Origin of the sequence: Dyella sp. A6 (assembly GCF_036320485.1) — a bacterium.
Lineage (GTDB): Bacteria > Pseudomonadota > Gammaproteobacteria > Xanthomonadales > Rhodanobacteraceae > Rhodanobacter_A > Rhodanobacter_A aluminiiresistens.
In genome coordinates this window covers 1539834-1562418 of record NZ_CP132911.1, presented here as the reverse complement: position 1 = coordinate 1562418, position 22585 = coordinate 1539834, and the positions used below count along the sequence as shown (strand labels likewise).

Sequence of the window (22585 nt, the reverse complement as noted above, 5' to 3'; positions counted from 1 at the left end):
GTCAGTGCCCCCTGCTTTTGCTGAATCCGGACGCCGGAGATACCAGTGCACCGTCGACCGGCGCCAAGGATTCCGCGAAAAGCGCTTCGTAGGCCGCCACCATCGTACCGAGACTGAATCGCGCCACGACTCTCGCACGGCCCGCTTCACCGTGTTGCCGACGCAGCGGTTCGTCGATGGCATACATGCGCATGGCCTCGGCCAGCGCCTGCGGATCGCCGGGGGGCACGAGTACACCGGTCCTGTCCGCCTCAACCATCGATGCCGTATCCCCGACCCGGGTCGTGACGACCGGCAATCCGGCAGCCATGGCTTCCAGCAAGGTCAGCGGCATGCCTTCGGCCATGGAGGAAAGGACAAACAGGTCGCATTCGGCCAGCAGTTCCGGCACATCATCGCGATTGCCGAGCAGATGGACGGATTCGGTCAGGCCAAGCTCCACGATCTGTTGTTCCAGCACCGCACGCTGCGGCCCGTCGCCGGCAATGACCAGGCGGCAGTCGACATCGTGGCTTGCGGCCTGTTCACGCAGCAGCCCGAAGGCCGAAATCAGGGCGGCGTGGTCCTTGACCTTGTCCAGCCGTGCCACATTGCCTACCAGCAGCGTGCCTGGCGGCGCCAGATTGCCGGTCAGCCGGCGCGACGCACGCTGACTCGATGCGATGCCATACCTGTCCACATCGATCCCGTTCGGTATGTGCAGAACCTTGGACGGCCGAATGCCGACGCGCTGCGTGAGCCAGTCCCGCAGTTCGACCGACACCGGTACGTAGCGGTTGATGAACGGCGCCATCCAGCGCCGCAGCCGACGGTATTTTCGTATCTCGCCAAGCGGGTCCGACGAGTCGCGCCCATGCTCGGCATGGATCACACGGCGCACGCCGGCCAGCCGGGCGAACGGTGTCAGATCCAGTGTCCCGATGTTGTAGGTATGCACCAGGTCCGGCTTCAGGCTGCGCAATGCGCGCCAGAACCGCAGGTAATGCAGGAAATCCTTGCCGGGCTTCTTGTCCAGCGAGAGGCACGGGACCGAAGCGGCTTCGAGGCGATCGCGCAACGGCCCGTAACCGGCCACGCAGATCACCGCGTGACGGTAACGCTCACGGGTTCGGTCGATCATGGAGAGCATGATCTGCTCCATACCGCCGGTATCGAAGCGGTACAGCACATGCACGATCAGCGGCTTGTCGCTCACGGTGTGCCTCCTGCATCGGCGCTATCGGCCGCCATGCCCGGCTGCCCTGACTGAGGCAATGCTCGTGCAAAAGCATGCAGATGGTTCCTTACCTCGTCCAGGTTTTCATTTCGGGTCGGCGCTGACAGCGCCCACACCGAGGATTGCGACACCCGCCCGCGAAGCACGTCCCACGCCTGCAGCAGTTTGACCAGCACCTGCGATCGCGTGCAGCGGCCATCCACGCAATACCAGTACCAGACAAGACGCGAGCCACGCGCCCTGCTCAATCGCAGCTCCCCGACCTGGATGCGCCGGCCACCTGCCAGATCGAGCATGCGGCTGTCGCTGCTCAGAATACGCGCATGCGCGGGATCATAGACATCGTTTCCATAGGTGATCAGGGTGTGTCCGCGACGCGGCTTGCCGGTGTACAGGGCATGGAACAACCCAACGCCCTCGCCTCCCCCGATCGGTGCATACAACGCCTGGACCTGGCCCGCCGCACCCTTGAACACCGGCCGCCAGTCTCCGTCGGCCACAGGCTGGGTCTTCCAGCCGGCAACCGCGGGGGCACCCAGCTGCACGACACCAGACGACCCCATGGACAAGTTACTGCCGGAAGCCATCACCGGACCGGCAATCAGCACCACGACGACACCCAGCCAGATGACGGCACGTGGCCCCACCGGCACCGTGGCATGTGCTGCCGGTTGCTGCTGTACCGGCAGCGGATCGCGAAACCACCACCCCACCAGCAGCAGAAGCACTAGCACCGTTCCGAAGAACTGCCAGCCGAAGATCATGTGATCGGTACCTTCGGCGTAATGCAGGCCCCAGGTGTCGCCGATCAGCACGGTGAAAAAGACCCGGAAGCCATTGGCGATGACGGGCACCACCGCGGACAACACCACGAAGCTCACACGCTTCCACCAGCGCTGGTACATCAGGTAGGCATACAGACAGCCGAGCGCGCTGCAAGCAATGAAGAACTTCACGCCGCTGCACGCATCGGCCACCATCCAGGTCGCTGCAGGCGTGAGGATCTCCCGGCCATTGAGCAAGGCCGGGGTGCCCGTCAGCCCCAGCGCATTCACCGCGAAGCGCGCGGTGAAGTCCTGCAGCGGCCCGACCAGCCCGTCTCCCCACGGCACTGCGAATACCGACAGGTAGCCCAGCGGAAATGCCAGCACCCGGGTCGCACGCCAGCCCCAGCAGGCCAGCACCAGCGCCGGGAACAGCCCGACCAGCGCAACATGCCTGGCAAGGTTGATGTCGAGCAGGTTGCCGGCATACCAGACCAGCACCAGCATGCCGACCGCCACGAGGCCCCACACACTGGGTTTCGCCACCCCCGCCATGACCTGATGACGCAGGCCGAACGCAGTCCAGAAGCTCAGGGGAAAGATCAGGAACGCGTATTGATACGTACCGTCATGCGCCCACGCCAGAACCAGCGAAAGCGCGGTCTGCCAATAGCACGCGAGAAGCACGATAACCGCCAGTCCTAACGCTGCCGCCGGGAGCGCCCAGCCGGACGCACGCGCGCCGATGCCGCCCTTGACGGGCATCACCCGACTCACGAACAGGCTCCAACACTCGGGGCATGCCCGGCATACCCAGCCGCATGACTCATCGCCGACGGCACCAATACACGTTGGTACACGTCCAGGTTGCGCGCCCATTGATAGTGGGACAGAACCCGGATGCGCGCCGCCGCCGCACGTGCGGGCCGGGGCAGTTCCAGCCAGCGCAGTGCCTCGTCCGCCATCGTCCCGGGTTGGTCGCTGATGCAACCCTGCCGTCCATCGAAATCATCGATGCCTTCCCATGCACTCGGTGTCGCCAGAACGACCTTTTCCATGGCCATGGCCTCCAGCACCTTGTTCTGGATTCCACGTGCGATACGCAACGGGGCGACAGCGGCATACGCATGGGCCAGCCACGGCCGAACATCGTCCACGCGCCCCGTGACCTTGATGCCCTCGAGCTGGCCAAGCGCCCATACCGCCGGTGCGGGTTTGCTGCCGACGATATAGAAGCGTGCGTCCTGCCGGCTTGCGTGGATGCGCGGCCACACCTCGCGCGCGAACCATTGCGCCGCATCCACATTGGCCTGGTAGTCCATCGCACCGACAAACACGATCGGGCGCTCGCCCGGTCCGTACGGACTGGGCCCAGCGAGTCCGGGATCCCAATAGTCGGCATCCACGCCGTTGAGAATTCCGTGCACCTTGTCTGCCGATGCTGGCGCCTGCTTGCGGAATAAGGCGGCCTCGGCCTCCGAGGCGAACACACTGGCATCGAAGCATTCGGCAACGGTGCGTTCCAGCGCGGCCAGCTGCCGCGCCTCGCGCCGGTAGATCACCCCCATCGGTCCACGACGTGCCTGCGCGTACTGCCGCCACTTGTCGGAATCGGCATCGACGAAATCCATCACGCGCCGCAGCCCGGCATACGGCATGGCCAGGGGCGCGACACCGGACGAATAGCACAGCACCGCGTCTGGCCTGTGCTCGACCATCAGCTGTTCGATCCAGCCGCGCATGACTCGGTTGCGGTAGACGCCAACCGTCAACGGTTCGCGGCGCACCAGCGCACCGAGCGCCCGCCACCGCGCCGCCCACGTCGTCAACGGGCACACGCAGACGTCAGCACAGATCGCTTTCACCTGATCAAGGTATGCCCAGTCGGCAGGGTCATCGACAAAGGTGCCCAGATACACGCGGTGGTGCTCCGCGAGCCGGCGCAAAACATGGTACGAACGAATCTTGTCGCCCTTGTCGGGCGGCCAGGGCATGCGGTGGCAGAGAAAAAGAACAGAACCCATGACGCGTGTCCTACCCCAGGTTCCGGGCGAGCCACGGGCCGACCGCACAGGTCACCGGCAAGGGCAGCTTCTGCCAGGCCTTGATGAACAGGGCGTACTTGCTGTTGGTAGGACTGATGTTCGGCATCTGCGATGCCCGCACCAGGTAGTACGCGTAGTGCAGCGGTTCGGGTTCGAAGCCCCAGTGCTTCTTGAAATCGTGGGAACCCGTGCCCTGCTTGCTGCGGCCGAAATCGAAGATGCGTGCGCCACGATCCGCCGCTCGCTGCATCAGTGACCAGTACATGAAGTCATTGGCCGCCAGGTCACGGCCCAGCGCCACGCTTCCGCCGTAATAGGGATGGACTTCATCGCGGAAATAAAAGCTCATCACGGCAGCGACGGGACGGCCTTCGTGGCTGATCACCGTGACTTCGCACTGGTCGCCAAACGTGTCCTTCAGTCGCTGGTAGTAGCTGCGTGCCAGCACCGGCGTACCCAGGTTTCGCACGCTCTCGGCATAGACCCGGTAGAAATCGTCGACGCTGCCGCCATGCTGCGCCTGCAGGTCGGAGCGCATGCCCTTTCGGACCATGGCACGCTGCTTGCGCGGAATGGCCTTCAGGTTCTGCTCGTCGTCGGCATGGATCGCCTTGCGGAAACTGACGTAGAGATCCTTGACCGGCCAGTCGGTCGAGCGTGCCTCACGGTTGCGCAGTTCGAGGAAATCGACCCCGAGCTGATCCGCCAGCGCCGCGGCCGACTGCACGAGCGCAGCTTCGCTACCGACATCGCTTGCCACCACACCGCCATATACGCAGAACGGCGTCGAGATCAGCGCATGCCCGAACAGCCGGCTGCGGATCTCGGCAAGCGGAAGGATGCCCGTGACGCGCCCGTCCCGCTCGGCGTACAGGTAATGACAACGGTGACCAAGCCCCTGCTCGACAACATCGCGCCAGGCGGCATGATGGAAAAAGGTGGCTTCGGGCGCAGCGGCCACGAAATCATTCCAGCCGGGCTCGTCACCGGATTCGAGACGCCTGACGACACAGGGGCGCGCGGTGTGCTTGTCTTCCTCGATATCAGGCATGCACACCACTCCGTTGTCGCTCCCTAAAGTCATCCGCCTGCAACTCCACTACGGGGTAGTCGGCATGTTCCGGGGCGGGAAACACCCGGTCCATGCGGTCGAATTGGAAATCCTGCACCAGCCGCTCGACCCGGGCCGCCATGCGATCCAGGTTGAGGTAGTGACGCACCTGGTTCTTGCGCGTCACACCGGGTACCCGGGGCTGCCCCGGATCCACCTCCCATGGATGGAAATAGAACACGCCCGGGCGCCGCTCCTGATGGTTGACGCGGCGCAGACCGCGCTTGAAAAGCTCATAGGGCAGCAGGCGGAAATAACCACCGCCGCCACAAGGCCAGTTGCGCCCCCACATCCGTGCTGTTGTCACCGGTACCTCGAGCACCCCCGAACGGGCGACACGGAACGGAAACCGCGGTGCCGAGGGCATGCCGTACAGGTCGTGCCGGATCGGCACGATGCTGGAGCTGTAACGGTATCCAGCTTCCTGCAATTGATCGTAGGCCCAGAGTGTCCCGGGGCCTATCGAATAACTGGGCGCACGATAGCCCGTCACCGGCACGCCGCCGAGATCCTCCAGCAGGTGCTTGGTGCGGATGATCCCGTCACGAAATTCGGCCGGGCTGATGGTGGTCAGGCGCTCATGGCCAAATCCGTGGCTTGCGATCTCGTGGCCGGCAGCGCCGATATCGCGCACCAGCGAGGGACAGCGCTCGGCGACCCACCCCAGCACGAAAAAGGTCGCCTTCACCCGGCGACGCTCGAACAACTCCAGCACGCGACGCGTATTGTCCTCGACGCGCAGAGGCCAGCGCTGCCAGTCCTCGCGACGAATGCTTTTCTCGAACGCGGCAACCTGGAAGTAGTCTTCGACATCCACGGTCATGGCATTCGTCACCGTCCCGGGTGACGACATGACCGCATTCATTTCACACCGTCGTCGGACTTCGCGGAGTCCGGATGCCAGGCATCCACCGTCTCCCCGGCCTCGGACACCGACGTCACGAAGCGGTGATCGCGGAGCGTCTCCCGTAACCGGATCGTCTCCCGCATCAGATGCAGGAGGATCTTGCTGGCATTGCCGTCCAGGTTCTCTAGCGAATCGTCTTCGGCAAGCGGCGATGCCAGCTTGTGGGCATGTGCGGAATGGTCCGGTACCGCGGGGGCCTCCAGCGTCGACGGCATTTCTGGCATTTCGTCGTGGATTTCGTCGAGCACCGTGCTGGCTGCCGTGCCGTCGAGTTCGTGAAGCTCTTCCAGATATCCGTGCAGTAGCAACCGATCCATGATGAGGTTGATCCTGCGCGGTATGCCGCGACTGGCGTGATAGACGGCCGTGAATACTTCCGGCGCGATCGCGGGATCATGGTTCCAGCCGACGGCATGCAGGCGATGCAGGATGTAGTCACGGCTTTCCTCGTCCCCCAGGGGTTCGAGCTTGTGAGACACGAGCACACGCTGACGCAGTTGCTCCATGCGGTTGTCGATGATCAGCCGCCGCAGCTCGCTCTGGCCGACCAGGAATACCTGCATGAGCGCCCGTCCCTCGTGTTCGAGGTTGGACAGTATCCGCAGCATTTCCAGTGCCGCCGGGCTCAGCGTCTGCGCTTCGTCCACCACCAGCAGCGCATGGGACTGGCGGTCGTGAAGTCGCTTGAAATGCTTTGTCAGCTCCTGCAACAAACCTTCCTTGCTATGCCCTTCGTAAGGCAAGCCGAACGCCGATGCCACCGCCGGTAAGATGTCCTCGCTGCCGAGATTGGCCGAGGCAATGCTGGCCATGGCGACGTTGCTGTCGGCGATGTCGCCGAGCAGCCGCTGGATGAGCAGGGTCTTGCCGGTGCCCACTGGCCCGGTGATCATCACGAAGCCCTCGCCCTGCTCGAGGCCGTACAGCAGGTAGGCCATGCCACGCTTGTGGCTCTTGCTTGGAAACAGCATCGACGCATCCGGCGTCAACTGGAAGGGCTTGCCGTGCAGGTTGTAGAACGCCTGATACATACGGGCCTCAGAACAGGTGAGTCCATTCGAGAAAGACGACATTCACGCCATACCCATGTGCACTCGGCAACACGGAAGACACGTTGGCGGAGTCATGACGCAACTTCAGCGTGGCGAAATTGGAGGGGTCGAACTGGTGCGCCAGTGCAACTTGTTCAAAGGTCCTGCGTTGAACCTGGCCGTCGCGGAATCGATAACGCTGCCAGCCCACCATCGACGTCAACGTGGTGAAGGGGCCGATATTGAGCAGCCAGTCGGCGTGCGCCCCGTCGACCTTCTCCCGGCTGTCACTCAACGTGAAATAGCTGCGTCGCTCGTCATACAGCGTCAGGCGCAGACTTCCCGTCGGCATCTGGTAAGTTGCCGACAGCGTGCCGCGCTTCATCAGATAGGGCTGCCGCTCCGCAAGCGAGGGAAGACTCGGCGTATTGAGGGGCGAACCAATAAGCTCGCCAGGGTTCTGCCCCAGCAACTGCTGGTTGATATCGGTGGGCCGCTCCGTGTAGCTGACGACCGTAGTCAGCAAGGCCGCCGTGCGAATCCATGAAAACCGGTAGCTGCGCCCGAAGAAGCGATGTCCAACGAGCAACTTGACTTGATTCAGGCTATTCGCCCAGGAGAATCCGGCATCCCAGAAACTTGCGCCGAACTTGTCCACCGTACCGTCTGGAAGGAACTTGCTCTCCTTTCCGCCGTCGGCCAGCAAGCGGGTCGACGGATTGATCTGCAGCGACGTTCCAGCCCGCGCAGCGGCAAAGTCGATCCCTTGTCCGTAATCCGGCTCGATGCGCTGATCCGAATAATGGAGGTTCCATCCCCAGGTCTCGTATTTGGGGCTCACGAGATCGAACTGCACCCCGTTGCTGCTGACATCGGGGATACCCGACAACGTATTGGTGTTACTCCCGGAAATGCCACGTGTGTTGTATATGACTCGCCCGTAGCTGTAGCGCAGGCTCATCATGCCGACCCGGCCAAGATCCTGGATCCAGTACGGGCTGATGGTCCCTCTCGCGACGTTGGCGCGGTTGTTACTCAGAAAATAGGTGCCGGGAGAGGTCACGGACTGATTGTTGATGACCTCGCTGCCGTACAAGGCCGTACCGTCGACAAACAGATGGTCCGGGAGGAGCGTCAACGTTCCTTGTCCCTTGAAGTCCTGACTCAACTGGTTGTAGCCGGACTGCCCCGCGTACAGGTATCCGGTCAGTTTGTAGTCGAGAAGTCCCGAGAACCGCGGTCCGTTGGTGGCGGCCTTGATGAATGGTGCCACCTCGGTGATCCAGCTGGACTGTTGCGGCTTGTCGGGAGCTGCAAGTTGCAGGTTGTCGGTGTAGAGCTCGCCCAGCGTGACACCCGTTACCACGCCGGGGTCGGCCACCGTGGGCTGCCGGACGGTACCAACAGGCACGGGCGTATCGGCCCCCTGCCCGGTCACCGAGCTCACTGGAGTCGTCGGACCCATCTCGGGGACATCCTGGGCCGATGCCGACGTAGAGGCACAAACCAGCGTGGCAGAGGACAGCAGCAGCAACGGCAGCGAGAACCTGGGTCCACGCAGTGTTGCCAGCTGGCCCTTCCGGGCATGGAGACTAGTAGCCATATCCGTCGTCGTAATGGTCCTCGCTCGACGGCAACTGGCTCATGTTGAGTACCAGCGCGACGTACTGCGAGTCGTGCAGAAGCTGCAATGCCGCATTGAGTGCCTGTTGCCGGGTACGTCGCGATGCCACCACCACGACCACCTGCCCCATATATGAGGCCAGCACCTGGGATTCGGACGTAGCCAGCAATGGCGAGGAGTCGAAAAGAATCAGACGCCGCCGGTTACGCGCGGAAAAAGCCTTGAGCACGTCTTCCATGCGACGGCTGCCGAACAACTCCGCAGTCAACGGATGAGCCTCGCCGGCGGGCACCACCATCAGATTGGGAATATCCGTGTGCACGATGACCTCGGAAGGATCGCGCCGCTCGTCGGCTAGAGCCTCCATCAAGCCCGGTCGGCCCTTCAGACCAAGGGCATGGGTGATGCTGCACCGGGGAATGTCCCCGTCAACCAGGAGCACTTCGAAATCAGGTTCGCGCGCCATGCTCATGGCCAGATTCAGGGTGGTGAAGGTCTTCCCTTCACCGCTGGACGCGCTGGTGACCACGATGCGGTTGGCATGATCCGGGATATTCGTGCCTCGTCCCATCACATTGGCCAGCAACGGCCGCTTGATCCGGCGCAACTCGTCCCTCAGCCGTCCTACTCCGCCATCATTGGCGGGAAGATAGCCCATCCGCTCCAGCAACATGAGATCCACATGCCAGGGTTCTGACGCCTCGGTCCGAGGTTCTGCCACGCGATGCCGCTCCTGCAAACGCTCCACGTCTGGCGCAGGGGCATGAGGCACTGCGATCGAAGCCGCGTCGACTGGTGGCGACACTTGTGGCTCGGAACGCAGCGCCCTGAGTTTATCGGCGGCTTTCTCGACGCTGCTCATACGAAACCCATGATGAAGAAATGTTGCACAAGGCGGGTGAGCGGGTCGTCAAAGACAACCACCAGCACCAACACCGCAGCGAGCAAACCACCACCGGCACAGAAACCGATGACCTCACGACGCCGAGCGGCCTGCCGCGCCCGCGAAACCACCAGACTGATCGAGCCCAGCACCGGATAGCCACTGATCTGCTTCAACCCCCGCAGGCTGACGAACACGGGCTTGATCTTGTGCAGGAAATACGCGAACCCGCCTCCGACAGCCAAGGACAGCACGAAAACAAGCATGAGCAGCAGGCCGCGCTTGGGACTCACCGGACGCAATGGCGCATCCGGGGGATTGACCACCTTGAACTTGAGGTTCATGCCGCTTTGCGTCGCATCCTGCGAAAGCTGTGCCGTATTGAGCCTGGCCAGCAGCTGGTCGTACTGCTTCTTGATGGTCTGGTAATTGCGCGTGAGCTTCTGCATCGTTGCCTGAACACCGGTGATCCGGTCAGCCTGGCTTTTCAGATCGGCAATCCGCTTCTTCTGCAGAGTGATTTTCATCGCCAGCGTCTGGATCTGCAGTCGTGTGGCATAGAGGGACTTCTGCATGTCCTGGTAGACCGGATTATCGGAGACGACACCCATCGAGGAAGCCCCCGAGGCGCTCTGACGTAGTGCTGCGCGACGCTTCTTCAGCTCCGCGATCATGCGCCGCGTGGAGATCACGTCCGGATACTGCTCGGTGTAGCTCAGAAGGAGCTTGCTGAGCTGTTGCTGATAGGCGGCGATTTGCTGGTCAATCTGCTGGGTGCGCGGGTCGACACCAGCGGACGTCGGGCCGCTTTCCATGGCCTTCATCTGCTGTTGGGCCGTGTCGCGGCTGGCAACGGCCGTTTCGTATTGATCCTGCAGGCTCTGCAGTTGGGTCTCGGCCGTCTGCAGCCGCGAGAAATAATCGCTGCCGCCCTGGCTGGGGATATAGCCGACATTTGCCGCCTGGAACGCCGCAAGCTTGCTCTCAGCATCGTTGAGCTTGTGGTTGTAATCGGCGACCTGCTGCCGCAGGAAGTTTTGTGCCGTATCCGTGGCAGCCGTATTCGCTCCCAGCGTATCGTTCATCAATATCTGCAGGAACGCCTGGACCACCTTTTCCGCCATTTTGCGGTCTGGATCGGTATAGCTGATGTTGTAGAGATACTTGGTGCCGGCCTCATTGACCTGTACTGCGTCACCGAGGCTGCTCAGCAACTGCTCTCTGGCTTCGGGTGTCGTGGCACGCGATGAAAGGCCTGTGTTGTCCGCCACAGCCTGGATGTTGGGACGCGTCAGCAGCGTATGGGTAATGATTTTCAACCGCTCTTGCACATTGGGCTGAACAGCAACGCCTCTGAGCAATGGATTCGTCAACGCCTCGGTATCTGCGTAGACCTGGGCATTGGCCCGATACTTGTTGGGCAGGCTGAATACAAGCGCCGCTCCCAGAATCATCAGACACCATGCGACGATCAGAGCATGCCAGCGATAGCGCCAGGCGGCACGAAACTCCAGCAACACGTTCTGCAGGATTTCATGCAAATCGAAGTGTTGATTCTGCATCGCCATTTACCGATGTCGCCAAGATTGTCGTTTATCCACCACCATGACGTCAGAACAGCGACTCGGGGATGATCAGGATATCCCCCGGGCGCATGACGACGTTGTTCTTGATTGAGCCGTTCATCAGGTCGCCAAGGCGGACCGGGATGGTCTGCTCCCGGCCGTCAGGTAGCTTGCGGATGATCTTGGCGTTGTTGCCGGCCGCAAATTTGGTCAGTCCGCCGACGTCGATCATCACGTCCAGCAAGGTCATCCCGCTGCGGTAGGGAACAGCCTTGGGCGTTGTCGCCTGACCGACCACACGCACCTGCTGGCTGTAGGCACCCACGAACTTCTTCACGATCACGGTGACCATGGGCGACCGGATGTAACGGCCCAGATCCTTCTCGAGATTACCCGCCAACTGGTCCGGCGTCTTGCCCGCGGCCATGATGGACTGGACCAAAGGTATTGAAATGCGCCCATCCGGCCGTACAGGAACCGTCGTGGTGAGGTTCGGGTTATCGCGGACGAAGATGTCCAGCGAATCACCCGGACCAATAATGTAACGCTCGGTGTGCGGCTGTGCTGCGACCGAATCCTGAACGACCGGCGTGCTGCTGCAAGCACTCAGCAACCACAAACTGCTCATCACGATCAACAGAAATACGAAATTTCGCGTGGATAGTTTCACTGGCTTGATCTCCCTGGTTTCAGCGCGCACCGCGGCCGAAAAGCACCACTTCCACCGTCTGGATCAGGATCGCCAGATCGAAAACCAGATTGTGGTTCTTCACGTAGAACAGATCGAACTTGAGCTTTTCCTCGGCATCTTGGACAGACGAGCCATACGGATAGCGCAGCTGCGCCCAACCGGTCAGCCCCGGTTTCACGGAGTGCCGCAACGGGTAGTAGGGAATCTGGACATTGAAGTCCTTCACGAACTGCGGCCGCTCAGGCCGAGGCCCTATGATGCTCATATTGCCGCACAGCACATTCCAAAGCTGTGGCAGCTCGTCCAGGCGGGTCTTACGGATCAGATGGCCGATACGCGTCACACGCTTATCGTGCGTAGACGCCCATTGCGCGATCCCGTCCCGCTCGGCATCGACGCGCATGCTCCTGAACTTGATCAGTGTGAAGGACCGACCATTTGCGCCAACCCTCTCCTGCCGATACAGGATAGGCGCACCGGGCCCCGACTCCAGCCGTATGGCCAATGCAGTCAATAGAATGAATGGCCATGCCAACAACGCGACCAGGGTGGCTACCGTTACATCGAAGGCACGTTTGGACGCGCACCGTAGCGGCGAAACCTTGAAACCACCGGAGTAGACCAGCCACGAGAGATTGGTGAGGTCCATCTTGATCGAGCCCGCTTCGCGCTCGAAGAAATCCGAGATTTCGGTCACTTCGACACCCTGGAGCTTGCACTGCATCAGTGCATCCACCGGCAGGGTATCGCGACGTTCGTCAGGGCCGACAACGATCTCATCCACATCCTGTTGCGCCACCCAATCGGCAAGCGGTTCTTCGGGATGCAGTATCAGCATTTCCGGAACGTGGACAGTATCCGAGCCTATGGGTACGTACCCCAGAATCTTGAACCCTCGCTGGTCGGTCTTGCGGCGCATCTTGCGCGCGACTTGTGCAGCGCGCTCACCCGCACCGAATACGATGATGCGTCGCTTCAACACACTGGCATCGAGAAACCCAAGGAAAATGATTCGCCAGAAGGCGATGGCGAAAGCACCGATCACAAGCGTGATTCCGAGCACGCCGCGCCCGAGATAGACAACCGGGATGGCGTAATACAGCACAGCCAGGAAAACACCGCCGAGCATGAAACCGACGCAGAGGCGACTGAGCTGCCCCAACCATCCCGCGCGCATGTGCACCTGATAGAGGCCAAGCGCGGCCATACCCAGGCTCAGAACACATGCCGCCAGCACCGCACGCCAGAACTGGCCGCTGGTGAACTCGCCATTCATTGCGCCACGCCCCCAGAAGCGGAGGGTTTCGGCCGCATAAACGCTCCCGATGAGGAGCCCTGTGTCGACCAGCACCAGCAACAATTGCCAGCGCACGGCCTTGATCCTTAGTGCCCGGTACATGACAGCCCCCTGTTTGTACCTAACGGTGATCTGCCATCCCTGCCTGCTCTCACGCCTGGTATTCAGCGACTTTTGTCGCCTGCCTACGTAAGAGCACCCCCTCTACACGCAACCAACGGACATTTAGTGTGACACAGTTCTCATTTCAAAGACTGAACAAGAAAGCAAGAGCGGCAACTGAAGCCTTGGATAAGCCGGTGCAATGAGAAGGACACAAGACGCAAGAGCGAGTCGCATCGTGTCTGGCGAGCGATGAATCCGTCGCCACAAGCATCGCCAACGGGCCAGCAAAGACATATAAGATACTGAAATTAATATATTAATTAACACACCCTTTCGGTCATGCTTTCGAATAAGCACAACAACAAGGCCGCACACCTTCTCCCCGATCGCGGCCATTCGACTATCGAAAATTCAGACTCCTCCTAACCAAGTCAAGACTGCGTCGCCGGTAGGCTGTCAGCCTGCAGCAGGCGAACACCCCCGATATTTGGCTTGATACGTGGTTCACGTTATGCTAGGAAGATTTCCCCTACATTCCCTCATGAAGGGATGCAATAACAAAAGCAACAAAAAAAACAGGACTTTGCCTTCACTACATCAACGCCCTGGCATTTTGATCAAGCATCCCGACTACTTCAGGTTTCGTTACCGCCATGAGTCTGTCCCCCAACATGCATCCCGGATCTTCGCCGGGGGCCCGGTTACTTCGCTGCCACCCGCAGCAAGCACCGACAGGCCGGACCAGGGCGGCAATGGCGACCAACGACTGGTGTCGTCCCCGAATAGCCGGTTTCGCTGCTATCAGACAGTAAAGGGACAAGACCCATCTTCAATTGGCTCAAGCAAGCAGTTCCCACGCCGACATCAGGGAACATGGATCGGTAACGGAACCATGAACTCAACATATTCAATGACATCGACCAAGACCGTCGCCGGCGTCACAACGCGGTCAGTGAGCTCTGATCAACGTCGGGGCCTGCCCACATGCATGTGCGCGAGCAGCCTTGCGGAAGTCGAGTCCGCGTGGAGCCTGGTTTATCGACGCTACACGCAAACGGGATTGATCGCGGACAACCCGTACGGACTGCATGCCAGCCCCACCGCCGTTGGGCCGCATGCCTGCGTGATCTGGGGTCCGGACGGGGCGAATGTCGGCTACACCATGACGCTTTTCCGTGACAACCCTCTGGGACTGGCACTGGACAGTGTCTACCGCCCCTACCTGGATCAGCTGCGCGACCAAGGCCGTCAGCTTCTCGAAGTGGGCATGCTTGCAGACCGCCGCGAAGTTGCGGCCCGCGGAATGAAAGCCCTCTTCAACATGATGCGATGGGCCATTTACTTCGGTCTGCACACCGGGGTTACCGACATCATGATCGGCGTGCACCCGCGGCACGCCGCGTTCTACACGCGATGCTACGGTTTCGAGGAATTCGCACCACCGACCACCTATGCGCTGGTTCGCGACAATCCCGTCGTTCTATTGCGCCTGCGCCTGCATGAAGGATTGGCGAAGGACGTTTTGCCGCGAGGCCTTGCAGATGCACGTGACAATCCAGTTCCGCGCAGCGCATTCTCCAGCCGTTTCGGGTTCCTGCCCGAGCAGCTTTACGGTTCCAGGATCGCTGCTTTTCTGAAGGATCGTCACGGTATCGAGCAACGCATCGAGACAAACGGTCTTCTTTTGCCCAGCCTGATGCCCGTGCTGAAGAATCCGGACACCGTGAACGCAGAGAGCAGCAACGACGTGGCCATATTGGTCGAGGCGTAATCAGCCACCATCCCGAGTCCGAAACGGTGCGCAAGGACGCGCGCCACCGGCGCACGTTCTGCTCGACCATGTTCTCGCGATCCCGTATGGGCCACGTAGCAGAATTTCAGACAGCGTAATACTCGCGATACCAGTTCACGAACGCTGCCACACCCTCTTCCACTGAAACCCGTGGGCGGTAGCCCACATCCGCAACCAGATCGGAGACATCCGCTTCCGTGTCTGGCACATCCCCCGGCTGCAGCGGCAGCATCTGCATCTCGGCCTTTCGACCCAGACACTCCTCGAGCACCTCGATATAGCGCAACAGCTCGACCGGATGTTCGTTGCCGATGTTGTAGATCCGGTAGGGCGCAACGCCACTGCTGGCCGGGTCGGGCTCCCTGCCGCTCCACTGCGGATCCTTGACCGGCGGCCTGTCGAGACTGCGCAACACACCTTCGACAATGTCGTCGACATAGGTAAAGCTGCGTTTGTGCTTGCCGTGATTGAAGACCTTGATCGGCTCTCCGGCAAGGATCGCCCGGGTGAACAGGAACAAGGCCATGTCCGGACGCCCCCAGGGGCCGTACACCGTAAAGAAGCGCAAGCCCGTGCTCGGGATGCCGTAGAGGTGGGCATAGCAATGCGCCATCTGCTCATTGGCTTTCTTGGTCGCGGCGTAGAGCGTCAACGGGTGCTCGGTGGATTGATGCTCGGAAAATGGCATCGCCGTATCGGCACCGTAGACGGAACTGGTGGACGCGAAGACCAGATGTTCCACTGCGTGATGCCGGCAGCCCTCCAGCACATGAAGGAATCCCGTGACATTGCTGTCCACGTACGCGTGCGGGTTTTCGGCGGCATAGCGGACCCCGGCCTGCGCTGCCAGGTGGACAACACGCTGCGGCACGTGCTCCGCAAACAAGGCCTCCATGGCACGACGATCTTCCAAGTTCGCATGAACGTGCACGTACCGCGGATCATCGGCGAATCGTGCCAGGCGCGCTTTCTTCAGCTCGACGTCGTAGTAATCGTTGAGATTGTCGAGGCCGATCACTTCATCGCCGCGCTCAAGCAGCGCATGCACGACACCCGACCCGATGAAACCCGCGCTTCCGGTAACCAGAACTTTCATATCCGACTATTCCTGCTTCACAGACGGCCGTCGACCGCATCCCTGGGCAACACGTACTTGACGTCGTAGAGCACCGACACCGGCTTGCCCAGGCGCCGGATACCCTCACCACCCAGGTCGGCAAACTGGCGATGCCCCACGGCCAGGACAACTGCATCGTAGGTACTCTCGCCAGGCTCGGCGATCAGGTCCATGCCGTATTCATGCTTTGCCTCGGCCGTATCCACCCAGGGATCGTGGACATCGACCTGGATGCCATAGGACTTCAGCGCCTGCACGATATCAACGACACGCGTATTGCGCAGGTCCGGGCAGTTCTCCTTGAAAGTCAGCCCCATCATCAGTACACGCGCATGGACAGGATTGATGCCCTTGCACACCATCAGCCGGATGACTTCACTGGCGATGTAGGGCCCCATGTTGTCGTTGGTCCGACGACCGGCAAGGATCACGTCCGGATGATGACCCACCTGCTGAGCCTTGTAGGTCAGATAGTACGGGTCGACACTGATGCAGTGGCCGCCGACCAGACCAGGACGGAACGGCAGGAAGTTCCATTTGGTGCCAGCGGCTTCCAAAACCTCCAGCGTGTCGACACCGAGCTTGTTGAACAGGATGGCCAGATCGTTGATCAGGGCGATGTTCAGGTCGCGCTGCGTGTTTTCAATGACCTTGGCCGCCTCCGCCACTTTCAACGAGCTTGCAGGATGGGTGCCGGCGGTGATGATCGATCCGTACAGGCGATCGACGAAAGCCGCCGCCTCGGGCGTGGATCCGGAGGTGACCTTGAGAATGTTGGTGACCCGGTGCTGCTTGTCGCCGGGATTGATCCGCTCGGGACTGTAGCCAACATAGAAATCCTGGTTGAACACCAGCCCCGAGCCACGTTCCAGGATGGGCACGCAGACTTCTTCCGTGCACCCCGGGTAAACCGTCGACTCGAAGACCACGACATCACCCGGACTCAACACTTTGCCGATCATCTCCGCGGCACCGACCAAGGGAGAAAGGTCCGGACGCTTGGCCCGATCGATCGGTGTCGGGACTGTCACGATGTAGACATTGCAGTCGGCAATGTCCTCAAGGCGTGCGGTAAACCCCAAGCTCCCCGATGAAGCCAGTTCCTCGCTGGAAACCTCGAGCGTGTCGTCGTGGCCATCCTTGAGTCGTGCGATTCGCTGGGCGTTGATGTCGTATCCCATGGTGGGATAGCGCTTGCCATATTCCACCGCCAACGGCAAACCGACATAGCCAAGCCCGACGATGGCGATCTTGCTGCTTTCCACATTCCGCATACAGACATCCTGGTTGGGTCGATACGTGGATGGAACGGGATGCGCGGCAACGATCCGGCAGTCAAGGAGACGCTTGGCACCGCAAATCCATGCACATCCTTCTTAGCCTGACGTGGTCGGCCTGGAGTGGTCGACGCAGTCCGCCCTCGGGTTCCCCCTTCGCCACCAGGCGCCAGGCCGGGGCTCGTGGATTCTCACACAATCGTCGGTTTCATGACACGACCGTTCCATGGCGCCTCGACGTAATCGGAATGCGAAAGCATGAATTCACTCGTCCTGGCCGCTGATCATCATCGGTTCGTGATCGGCACCAGCACCACTGACAACGGGACATAGCGCAAGACGGTCGCGCTGGAGCGATCAGGCGTAGCCATCGGGGTACGCGGACTGCCAGCGCCAGGTGTCTTCGCACATGCGCTCGATGTCGTATTCGGCGCGCCAGCCGAGTACCTCTTGCGCCAGCGACGGGTCCGCCCAGAGCTCCGCAATATCCCCCGGCCGGCGACCGACAAATTCAAATGGAACGTTCCGGCCGGACGCCATCTCGAAGGCGCGGACCAGCTCCAGCACCGAGGTACCTTTGCCCGTGCCGATATTGAGCATGGTTGCTCCCGCCTGCCTTGGCAGACCGCGCAATGCCGCCACATGCGCATGGGCAAGATCCATCACGTGGATGAAGTCCCGGATACCGGTGCCGTCAGGTGTCGGCCAATCGTTGCCAAAGATTCTGAGCTTGTCCCGTCGCCCCACCGCCACCTGGGCGATGTACGGCATCAGGTTGTTCGGTATGCCCTTGGGGTCTTCGCCCATCTGGCCACTGGGATGCGCACCGACCGGGTTGAAATAGCGCAGGATCATGGCGGCGAAACCTGCATCCGCAGCGCACACGTCGGCGATCAGTTGCTCCATGACCAGCTTCGTGCGGCCGTAGGGATTGGTCACCGACAACGGGGAATCCTCGGTGGCGGGAATCGTCTCGGCCCCGCCGTAAACCGTCGCCGATGAACTGAACACGAGGCGATGTACCGCCTTGGCCTGCATCGCCTGGAGTAGCGTAATCGTGCCGGTGATGTTGTTGTCGAAATACTCCAGCGGGCAGGAGAGGCTCTCGCCGACCGCTTTCAGCGCCGCGAAGTGCACCACTGCCTCGATGGCATGGCGTTCCAAGACGTCCAGAAGCGCCTCGCGGTCACGCATGTCGCCTTCGATGACCGGTATACGACGCCCAACGATGGACTCGACCCGTCGCACTGCCTCAGGAGAGCTGTTGCAGAAATTATCGAACACAATCGGCTCGAAATCGTGCTCGCACAGAGCCACGCAAGTATGTGACCCGATATAGCCGGCGCCACCTGTCACCAGAACTCGCATGAACAAACTCCCTTTCCGATGGAAATGACTGCAGATCAGGTATGGCCGTACACGGCAGCCCGGTCGATCAAGGTCGAATCAGACTGGCTGGGCACTCATCAACCACACCGGACATCCGGCACTGAAGCATGTCCAGCGTAAGCATCGGCTGCGCTGCATCATCGCATGCGCCCATCAGTACAGTCTTCCATCCTGTCGAGTCGGGCTGCCAGTAGAACCGACTCCTGGGACTGGCTGTCGCCCTCCTCCGAAGATTGCGTGAATCCGACCAGCAGAGAATGTGTTGGTCTTAGCAACCGATCTTCGGTAGCTTGAGCCCCGTCAGGCTCAACACACGGGTAATCGCCGACCATGGACCTGGAAGCCAGAGCAAGCATTCTTCGAGCCGGTATTGCCGCACCATCGGCTGACAATTCCCAGCCATGGCGATTTGCATGGTCCGGCGATGATCTGGACATTCACATCGATGCAGACCGCAGCGGAAGCGTATCCGACACACGTCATGTATTGAGCGACCTGGCCGCTGGCGCGTGCATGGAAAACATGATCATCCATGCCCGATCACTCGGATTCGACGCAGACGTGGCGACCTTTCCGCACCAGGACGACCCACAATGGGTTGCCCACATCCATTGGCACCCGGCTCTCGTGCCAGCTCGGTCCGAGCCATTGGCCACCGCCATCGAGCAACGTCACACCGACCGGAGATTCCCGTGGCGGGGTCCGATCGATGCGAACACACGAGAACGCCTTGCAGCACAGGCCCGGCAAATTCCGGGGCAACGACTCTACTGGCCGACTTCACCATACGAGCGAAAACTCGCATTACGGATCATCCGGACAGCTGAAACGCTGCGTTTCAAAAGTCCGAAGCTGCACGCCGAACTGTTCTCGAGTGTCCGCTTCTCGACAGGCTGGCGTAACACCTGCGAAGAAGGCCTGGCCCCTGCAACGCTGGCGGTGGAGCCGCCAATGCGACCGATATTCCAGGCACTACGCCACCCCGCCGTAATGCGCGCGTTCAATCATCTGGGCACCGCCACCCTGCTCGGTTGGCGTTCGGCCTACCTGCCCATCAGGTTGTCGCCAGGCCTGTGCGTGTGTGTGATGCCATCCGATGAGCGGCAGGATGTGCTGGCATGCGGCCGCGCCCTGCAACGCGTCTGGCTCGAAGCCACTGTGGCCGGCTTGTCAGTTCAGCCGTACGCCGCACCCGGCGTACTCAGCTTGGGATTCGTTCCGGTCGAACCAGCCTTTCTTCAGACATGCTCGCAACTGCGAGTCGACCTGGACAAGCTCTGCGGCCCCGGACATGGACTCGTATTCCTGCGACTGGGCTATGCGCGCTCGGCCCCGCAGCACCGGAGCGGTCGACGGGCGCCCGCAAGTTTCGACACTGCGCCGTAGCATCAAGGCCACATGCAGGGCTGGCTCGGGCGCCCTTGTCGCCGGCAAGACATGGCAAGACGCGTGCGGCCATCGATGAGTGTCGAGGCTCCTTACACCGACGGAATCCCTGTGTTGCCTGTCATGCGCCTCGGCGATGACTTGGTGCGACGTGCGCGGGCGACACTGCGCAACCTCTCGCTTGCTTGATGCCACAGCCCTCGAGGACGCATCCAGGGTTACAAGTCTCCGGCAGCCTATTTCCGATCAGCGCATGCACATGAGCTCAGCAGCGTGCGATGGACAAGTGTCGATATTTCTTACAAAAGAGCACATTCGCGCGAGCAAAAAATGGAAATCTTTTCTTTAATATCAATTGGTTGAAATGATGGCACGCCGTGTGCTTTAACCATGGCGAGCGAAGTGTGGGCATTTCACTTCCCTGTCTTCGCGCCAACATCGATTCACTCCCAACTCTTGCGGGGAAGAACATGTTCAAGAAATACAAAGGATGGCTCACCGCGTGTGCGCTGGCACTTTTCGCTTGGAGCGGATCGTCCTTCGCAAGCCCGGTTACTGTGGATGGGGTTACCTGGAACACGAGCAATCCGCTCGACCTGACCATCCAGTCGATTAACCTTCGTGAATCGTCGGTCTCAAAAGTCGGCGATACCCTCACCGGCTATGGTCAGATCGGTTCGATCAATGGCAACAACAACTTCTGCAGCAACTGCGATCTGACCTTTACGTTCTCATACACGGTACACAGCATCAGCGGTAACGCGATCGTCTTCGATGGAGGCAGCTTCCAGTTCTACGTGTCCTCACCGGGCGGCTACAACGTGCTGGATCCGAGCACCGCCATGAATGGTACCGAGTGGCTCACCCTCTCCGGCCACAGCTTCTACAATCCTTCGTTTGGAAGCACCGGCGATCTGTTCGCCACGGTCACCGGCACGGTAGCTGACCCGCTGAGTGGCTCCAACGGCTACGGCCTGCTGGACGCGTCGGGCGGCGCCGCATCGCCCTACCTCAACACCAACAGCATTTCGGATGGCCACGGCGGATTTGCAGACTTCAGCTTGAACTCGTCGTTCCAGTACTTCCCGGCCGGCGGCTGTACGTCAGTGTCGACCGACCCGAACAGCCTCTGCTACTACCCGATCGAAGGCAATGGTTCGCTGGTAGGCAAAAGCAGTGTGCCGGAGCCGGCCGGTGCCGGCATGCTGGGGCTCGGCCTGGGCTTTCTGGCATTCGCCATGCGCCGTCGCAGGAAAGAATCCAGCACGCAGGCTTAATACCACTCTCGCCTCGGGGACGAGCTGTGACGAGTAAATGGCGCCGCTTCCCGGAGCGGCGCCGTTTCTTTGGTGCTTTGCGCCGCAGATTAAAGTTATAGGCCCGCCCCCATGTCTGACGCACCGTCCAGCCATGATCCATTCGACTATGCAACTGCATTCAGCCGAACCATCGGTTGGATTACGCGTGGCGAACAGGCCACCCTTCGCGGCAAGCGTGTCGCCATCGCCGGGCTGGGGGGTGTCGGTGGCAGCCACCTGCTGACGCTGACGCGACTCGGGATCGGGGCGTTCAACCTGGCCGACCTCGATCGGTTTGGCATGGAAAACATGAATCGCCAGGCTGGTGCGTTCCAGTCAACGATCGGCCAACCCAAGGTCGACGTTGTTGCCCGGATGGCCAGGGACATCAACCCCGAACTGGATATCAATGTATTTCCAAACGGCGTGACCTTCGAGAACATGGAACAGTTCCTGTCGGGAGTCGACCTGTATATCGACGGGCTGGATTTTTTCGTCCTCGATATCCGCGCCAAGGTATTTGCCATGTGCGCCGAGCGGGGCATTCCTGCCATTACCGCCGCGCCGCTGGGCATGGGCGCCGCCGTGCTGGCCTTCCTGCCCTGGCGAATGACATTCGAGCAGTATTTTGGAATGGACGGCCGCTCGACCGATGAGCAGCAACTGCGCTTCATGGTGGGCCTGGCGCCCGCCGTACTGCATCAGCCCTATCTGGTCGATCCGTCCGCCGTGGACCTGGCCAATCACAAGGGACCTTCAACCCCCATGGCCTGCGAAATCTGTGCAGGTATCGCCGGAGTCCAGGCATTGAAGATCCTGCTTGGCAGAGGCAAGGTCATCGCGGCGCCACACGGCCTCCACTTTGACGCCTACCGCAACAAGCTGGCTCGCACCTGGCGCCCGGGGGGCAATAACAACCCGCTTCAACGGCTGATCCTGTCCGTGGCACGCCGCCGGTTCATGCGCCGATAACGGCACAATCGCAGGGAAAAATCCCGACAAACGTCAGCTCAATGCCTTGTCGGTGGGACTCGGCATCCGTGTCGGATTGTCGCGGTCATATTGTCGCGTTCGATTACTCTCATTC

At 60.9% G+C, this 22585-nt stretch carries 18 protein-coding genes; 4 read left to right on the top strand and 14 right to left on the bottom strand.

Going from position 1 to position 22585, the window contains the following annotated elements; genetic code table 11:
• Nucleotide 1 precedes the first annotated feature (1 nt).
• From RA164_RS06800 to RA164_RS06750, 11 genes are all read right to left on the bottom strand, one after another.
• Nucleotides 2-1195 carry a TIGR03088 family PEP-CTERM/XrtA system glycosyltransferase gene (locus RA164_RS06800; protein WP_329743197.1) on the bottom strand — a complete coding sequence of 398 codons (1194 nt, stop codon included), beginning with the start codon at nucleotides 1193-1195 and terminating at the stop codon, nucleotides 2-4.
• On the bottom strand, nucleotides 1192-2757 hold the full coding sequence (gene xrtA, locus RA164_RS06795; protein ID WP_329743196.1) for an exosortase A: 1566 nt from the start codon (nucleotides 2755-2757) through the stop codon (nucleotides 1192-1194). Before xrtA ends, RA164_RS06800 begins: the two co-directional genes overlap by 4 nt.
• On the bottom strand, nucleotides 2754-4052 hold the full coding sequence (locus tag RA164_RS06790; protein WP_329743195.1) for a TIGR03087 family PEP-CTERM/XrtA system glycosyltransferase: 1299 nt from the start codon (nucleotides 4050-4052) through the stop codon (nucleotides 2754-2756). The genes xrtA and RA164_RS06790 overlap by 4 nt, the downstream gene beginning before the upstream one ends.
• Nucleotides 4015-5076 carry a FemAB family XrtA/PEP-CTERM system-associated protein gene (locus RA164_RS06785; RefSeq protein ID WP_329743194.1) on the bottom strand — a complete coding sequence of 354 codons (1062 nt, stop codon included), beginning with the start codon at nucleotides 5074-5076 and terminating at the stop codon, nucleotides 4015-4017. Before RA164_RS06785 ends, RA164_RS06790 begins: the two co-directional genes overlap by 38 nt.
• Nucleotides 5069-5989 carry an XrtA system polysaccharide deacetylase gene (locus RA164_RS06780; protein ID WP_329743193.1) on the bottom strand — a complete coding sequence of 307 codons (921 nt, stop codon included), beginning with the start codon at nucleotides 5987-5989 and terminating at the stop codon, nucleotides 5069-5071. Before RA164_RS06780 ends, RA164_RS06785 begins: the two co-directional genes overlap by 8 nt.
• A gap of 8 nt (nucleotides 5990-5997) precedes the next feature.
• Nucleotides 5998-6981: an ExeA family protein gene (locus RA164_RS06775; protein ID WP_329743192.1), complete on the bottom strand. Its 984-nt coding sequence runs from the start codon at nucleotides 6979-6981 to the stop codon at nucleotides 5998-6000.
• A gap of 100 nt (nucleotides 6982-7081) precedes the next feature.
• Nucleotides 7082-8539 carry a TIGR03016 family PEP-CTERM system-associated outer membrane protein gene (locus RA164_RS06770; RefSeq protein ID WP_329743191.1) on the bottom strand — a complete coding sequence of 486 codons (1458 nt, stop codon included), beginning with the start codon at nucleotides 8537-8539 and terminating at the stop codon, nucleotides 7082-7084.
• A gap of 127 nt (nucleotides 8540-8666) precedes the next feature.
• Complete coding sequence (locus RA164_RS06765; RefSeq protein WP_329743190.1) at nucleotides 8667-9560, bottom strand: AAA family ATPase; 894 nt, start codon at nucleotides 9558-9560, stop codon at nucleotides 8667-8669.
• Nucleotides 9557-11143: an XrtA system polysaccharide chain length determinant gene (locus RA164_RS06760; RefSeq protein WP_329743189.1), complete on the bottom strand. Its 1587-nt coding sequence runs from the start codon at nucleotides 11141-11143 to the stop codon at nucleotides 9557-9559. Before RA164_RS06760 ends, RA164_RS06765 begins: the two co-directional genes overlap by 4 nt.
• A gap of 49 nt (nucleotides 11144-11192) precedes the next feature.
• Nucleotides 11193-11816, bottom strand: coding sequence for an XrtA/PEP-CTERM system exopolysaccharide export protein (locus RA164_RS06755; RefSeq protein ID WP_329743188.1), 624 nt, complete (start codon nucleotides 11814-11816; stop codon nucleotides 11193-11195).
• Between the two features lie 19 nt (nucleotides 11817-11835).
• A complete protein-coding gene (locus tag RA164_RS06750; RefSeq protein WP_329743187.1) occupies nucleotides 11836-13209 on the bottom strand; it encodes a TIGR03013 family XrtA/PEP-CTERM system glycosyltransferase in 1374 nt (457 codons plus the stop codon).
• 1018 nt (nucleotides 13210-14227) lie between these two features.
• On the opposite strand from RA164_RS06750, the gene RA164_RS06745 reads away from it, so the two are divergent.
• Nucleotides 14228-15010 (top strand): N-acyl amino acid synthase FeeM domain-containing protein, encoded by a 783-nt coding sequence (locus RA164_RS06745; RefSeq protein WP_329743186.1) that lies wholly within the window; start codon nucleotides 14228-14230, stop codon nucleotides 15008-15010.
• A 106-nt stretch (nucleotides 15011-15116) separates the two neighbouring features.
• Here the strand turns inward: RA164_RS06745 and RA164_RS06740 are convergent, their stop codons facing one another.
• The 3 genes from RA164_RS06740 to galE all read right to left on the bottom strand — a co-directional run bounded on the left by RA164_RS06740 (nucleotide 15117) and on the right by galE (nucleotide 18793).
• Nucleotides 15117-16127 carry an NAD-dependent epimerase gene (locus RA164_RS06740; protein ID WP_329743185.1) on the bottom strand — a complete coding sequence of 337 codons (1011 nt, stop codon included), beginning with the start codon at nucleotides 16125-16127 and terminating at the stop codon, nucleotides 15117-15119.
• Nucleotides 16128-16144: 17 nt separating this feature from the next.
• On the bottom strand, nucleotides 16145-17422 hold the full coding sequence (gene tviB / locus RA164_RS06735; protein ID WP_329743184.1) for a Vi polysaccharide biosynthesis UDP-N-acetylglucosamine C-6 dehydrogenase TviB: 1278 nt from the start codon (nucleotides 17420-17422) through the stop codon (nucleotides 16145-16147).
• Between the two features lie 360 nt (nucleotides 17423-17782).
• Nucleotides 17783-18793 carry a UDP-glucose 4-epimerase GalE gene (galE, locus tag RA164_RS06730; protein WP_329743183.1) on the bottom strand — a complete coding sequence of 337 codons (1011 nt, stop codon included), beginning with the start codon at nucleotides 18791-18793 and terminating at the stop codon, nucleotides 17783-17785.
• Between the two features lie 351 nt (nucleotides 18794-19144).
• Here galE and RA164_RS06725 point away from each other — a divergent pair, with 351 nt between their 5' ends.
• From RA164_RS06725 to RA164_RS06715, 3 genes are all read left to right on the top strand, one after another.
• Nucleotides 19145-20200, top strand: a complete 1056-nt coding sequence (locus tag RA164_RS06725) for a nitroreductase family protein (RefSeq protein WP_329743182.1) — start codon at nucleotides 19145-19147, stop codon at nucleotides 20198-20200.
• 470 nt (nucleotides 20201-20670) lie between these two features.
• The gene (locus tag RA164_RS06720) at nucleotides 20671-21477 is read left to right on the top strand and encodes a PEP-CTERM sorting domain-containing protein (protein ID WP_329743181.1); all 807 of its coding nucleotides are present in this window, start codon (nucleotides 20671-20673) and stop codon (nucleotides 21475-21477) included.
• Nucleotides 21478-21588: 111 nt separating this feature from the next.
• A complete protein-coding gene (locus RA164_RS06715) occupies nucleotides 21589-22470 on the top strand; it encodes a ThiF family adenylyltransferase (RefSeq protein WP_329743180.1) in 882 nt (293 codons plus the stop codon).
• Nucleotides 22471-22585 lie beyond the last annotated feature (115 nt).

Bases quoted from the DNA above. Each gene is read 5' to 3' on its own strand.
- RA164_RS06785 (WP_329743194.1), bottom strand. From the start codon at position 5,076: ATGCCTGATATCGAGGAAGACAAGCACACCGCGCGCCCCTGTGTCGTC.
- RA164_RS06780 (WP_329743193.1), bottom strand. From the start codon at position 5,989: ATGTCGTCACCCGGGACGGTGACGAATGCCATGACCGTGGATGTCGAA.
- RA164_RS06775 (WP_329743192.1), bottom strand. From the start codon at position 6,981: ATGGCCTACCTGCTGTACGGCCTCGAGCAGGGCGAGGGCTTCGTGATG.
- RA164_RS06770 (WP_329743191.1), bottom strand. From the start codon at position 8,539: ATGGGTCCGACGACTCCAGTGAGCTCGGTGACCGGGCAGGGGGCCGAT.
- RA164_RS06765 (WP_329743190.1), bottom strand. From the start codon at position 9,560: ATGAGCAGCGTCGAGAAAGCCGCCGATAAACTCAGGGCGCTGCGTTCC.
- RA164_RS06760 (WP_329743189.1), bottom strand. From the start codon at position 11,143: ATGCAGAATCAACACTTCGATTTGCATGAAATCCTGCAGAACGTGTTG.
- RA164_RS06745 (WP_329743186.1), top strand. From the start codon at position 14,228: ATGTGCGCGAGCAGCCTTGCGGAAGTCGAGTCCGCGTGGAGCCTGGTT.
- RA164_RS06740 (WP_329743185.1), bottom strand. From the start codon at position 16,127: ATGAAAGTTCTGGTTACCGGAAGCGCGGGTTTCATCGGGTCGGGTGTC.
- tviB (WP_329743184.1), bottom strand. From the start codon at position 17,422: ATGCGGAATGTGGAAAGCAGCAAGATCGCCATCGTCGGGCTTGGCTAT.
- galE (WP_329743183.1), bottom strand. From the start codon at position 18,793: ATGCGAGTTCTGGTGACAGGTGGCGCCGGCTATATCGGGTCACATACT.
- RA164_RS06725 (WP_329743182.1), top strand. From the start codon at position 19,145: ATGGACCTGGAAGCCAGAGCAAGCATTCTTCGAGCCGGTATTGCCGCA.
- RA164_RS06720 (WP_329743181.1), top strand. From the start codon at position 20,671: ATGTTCAAGAAATACAAAGGATGGCTCACCGCGTGTGCGCTGGCACTT.
- RA164_RS06715 (WP_329743180.1), top strand. From the start codon at position 21,589: ATGTCTGACGCACCGTCCAGCCATGATCCATTCGACTATGCAACTGCA.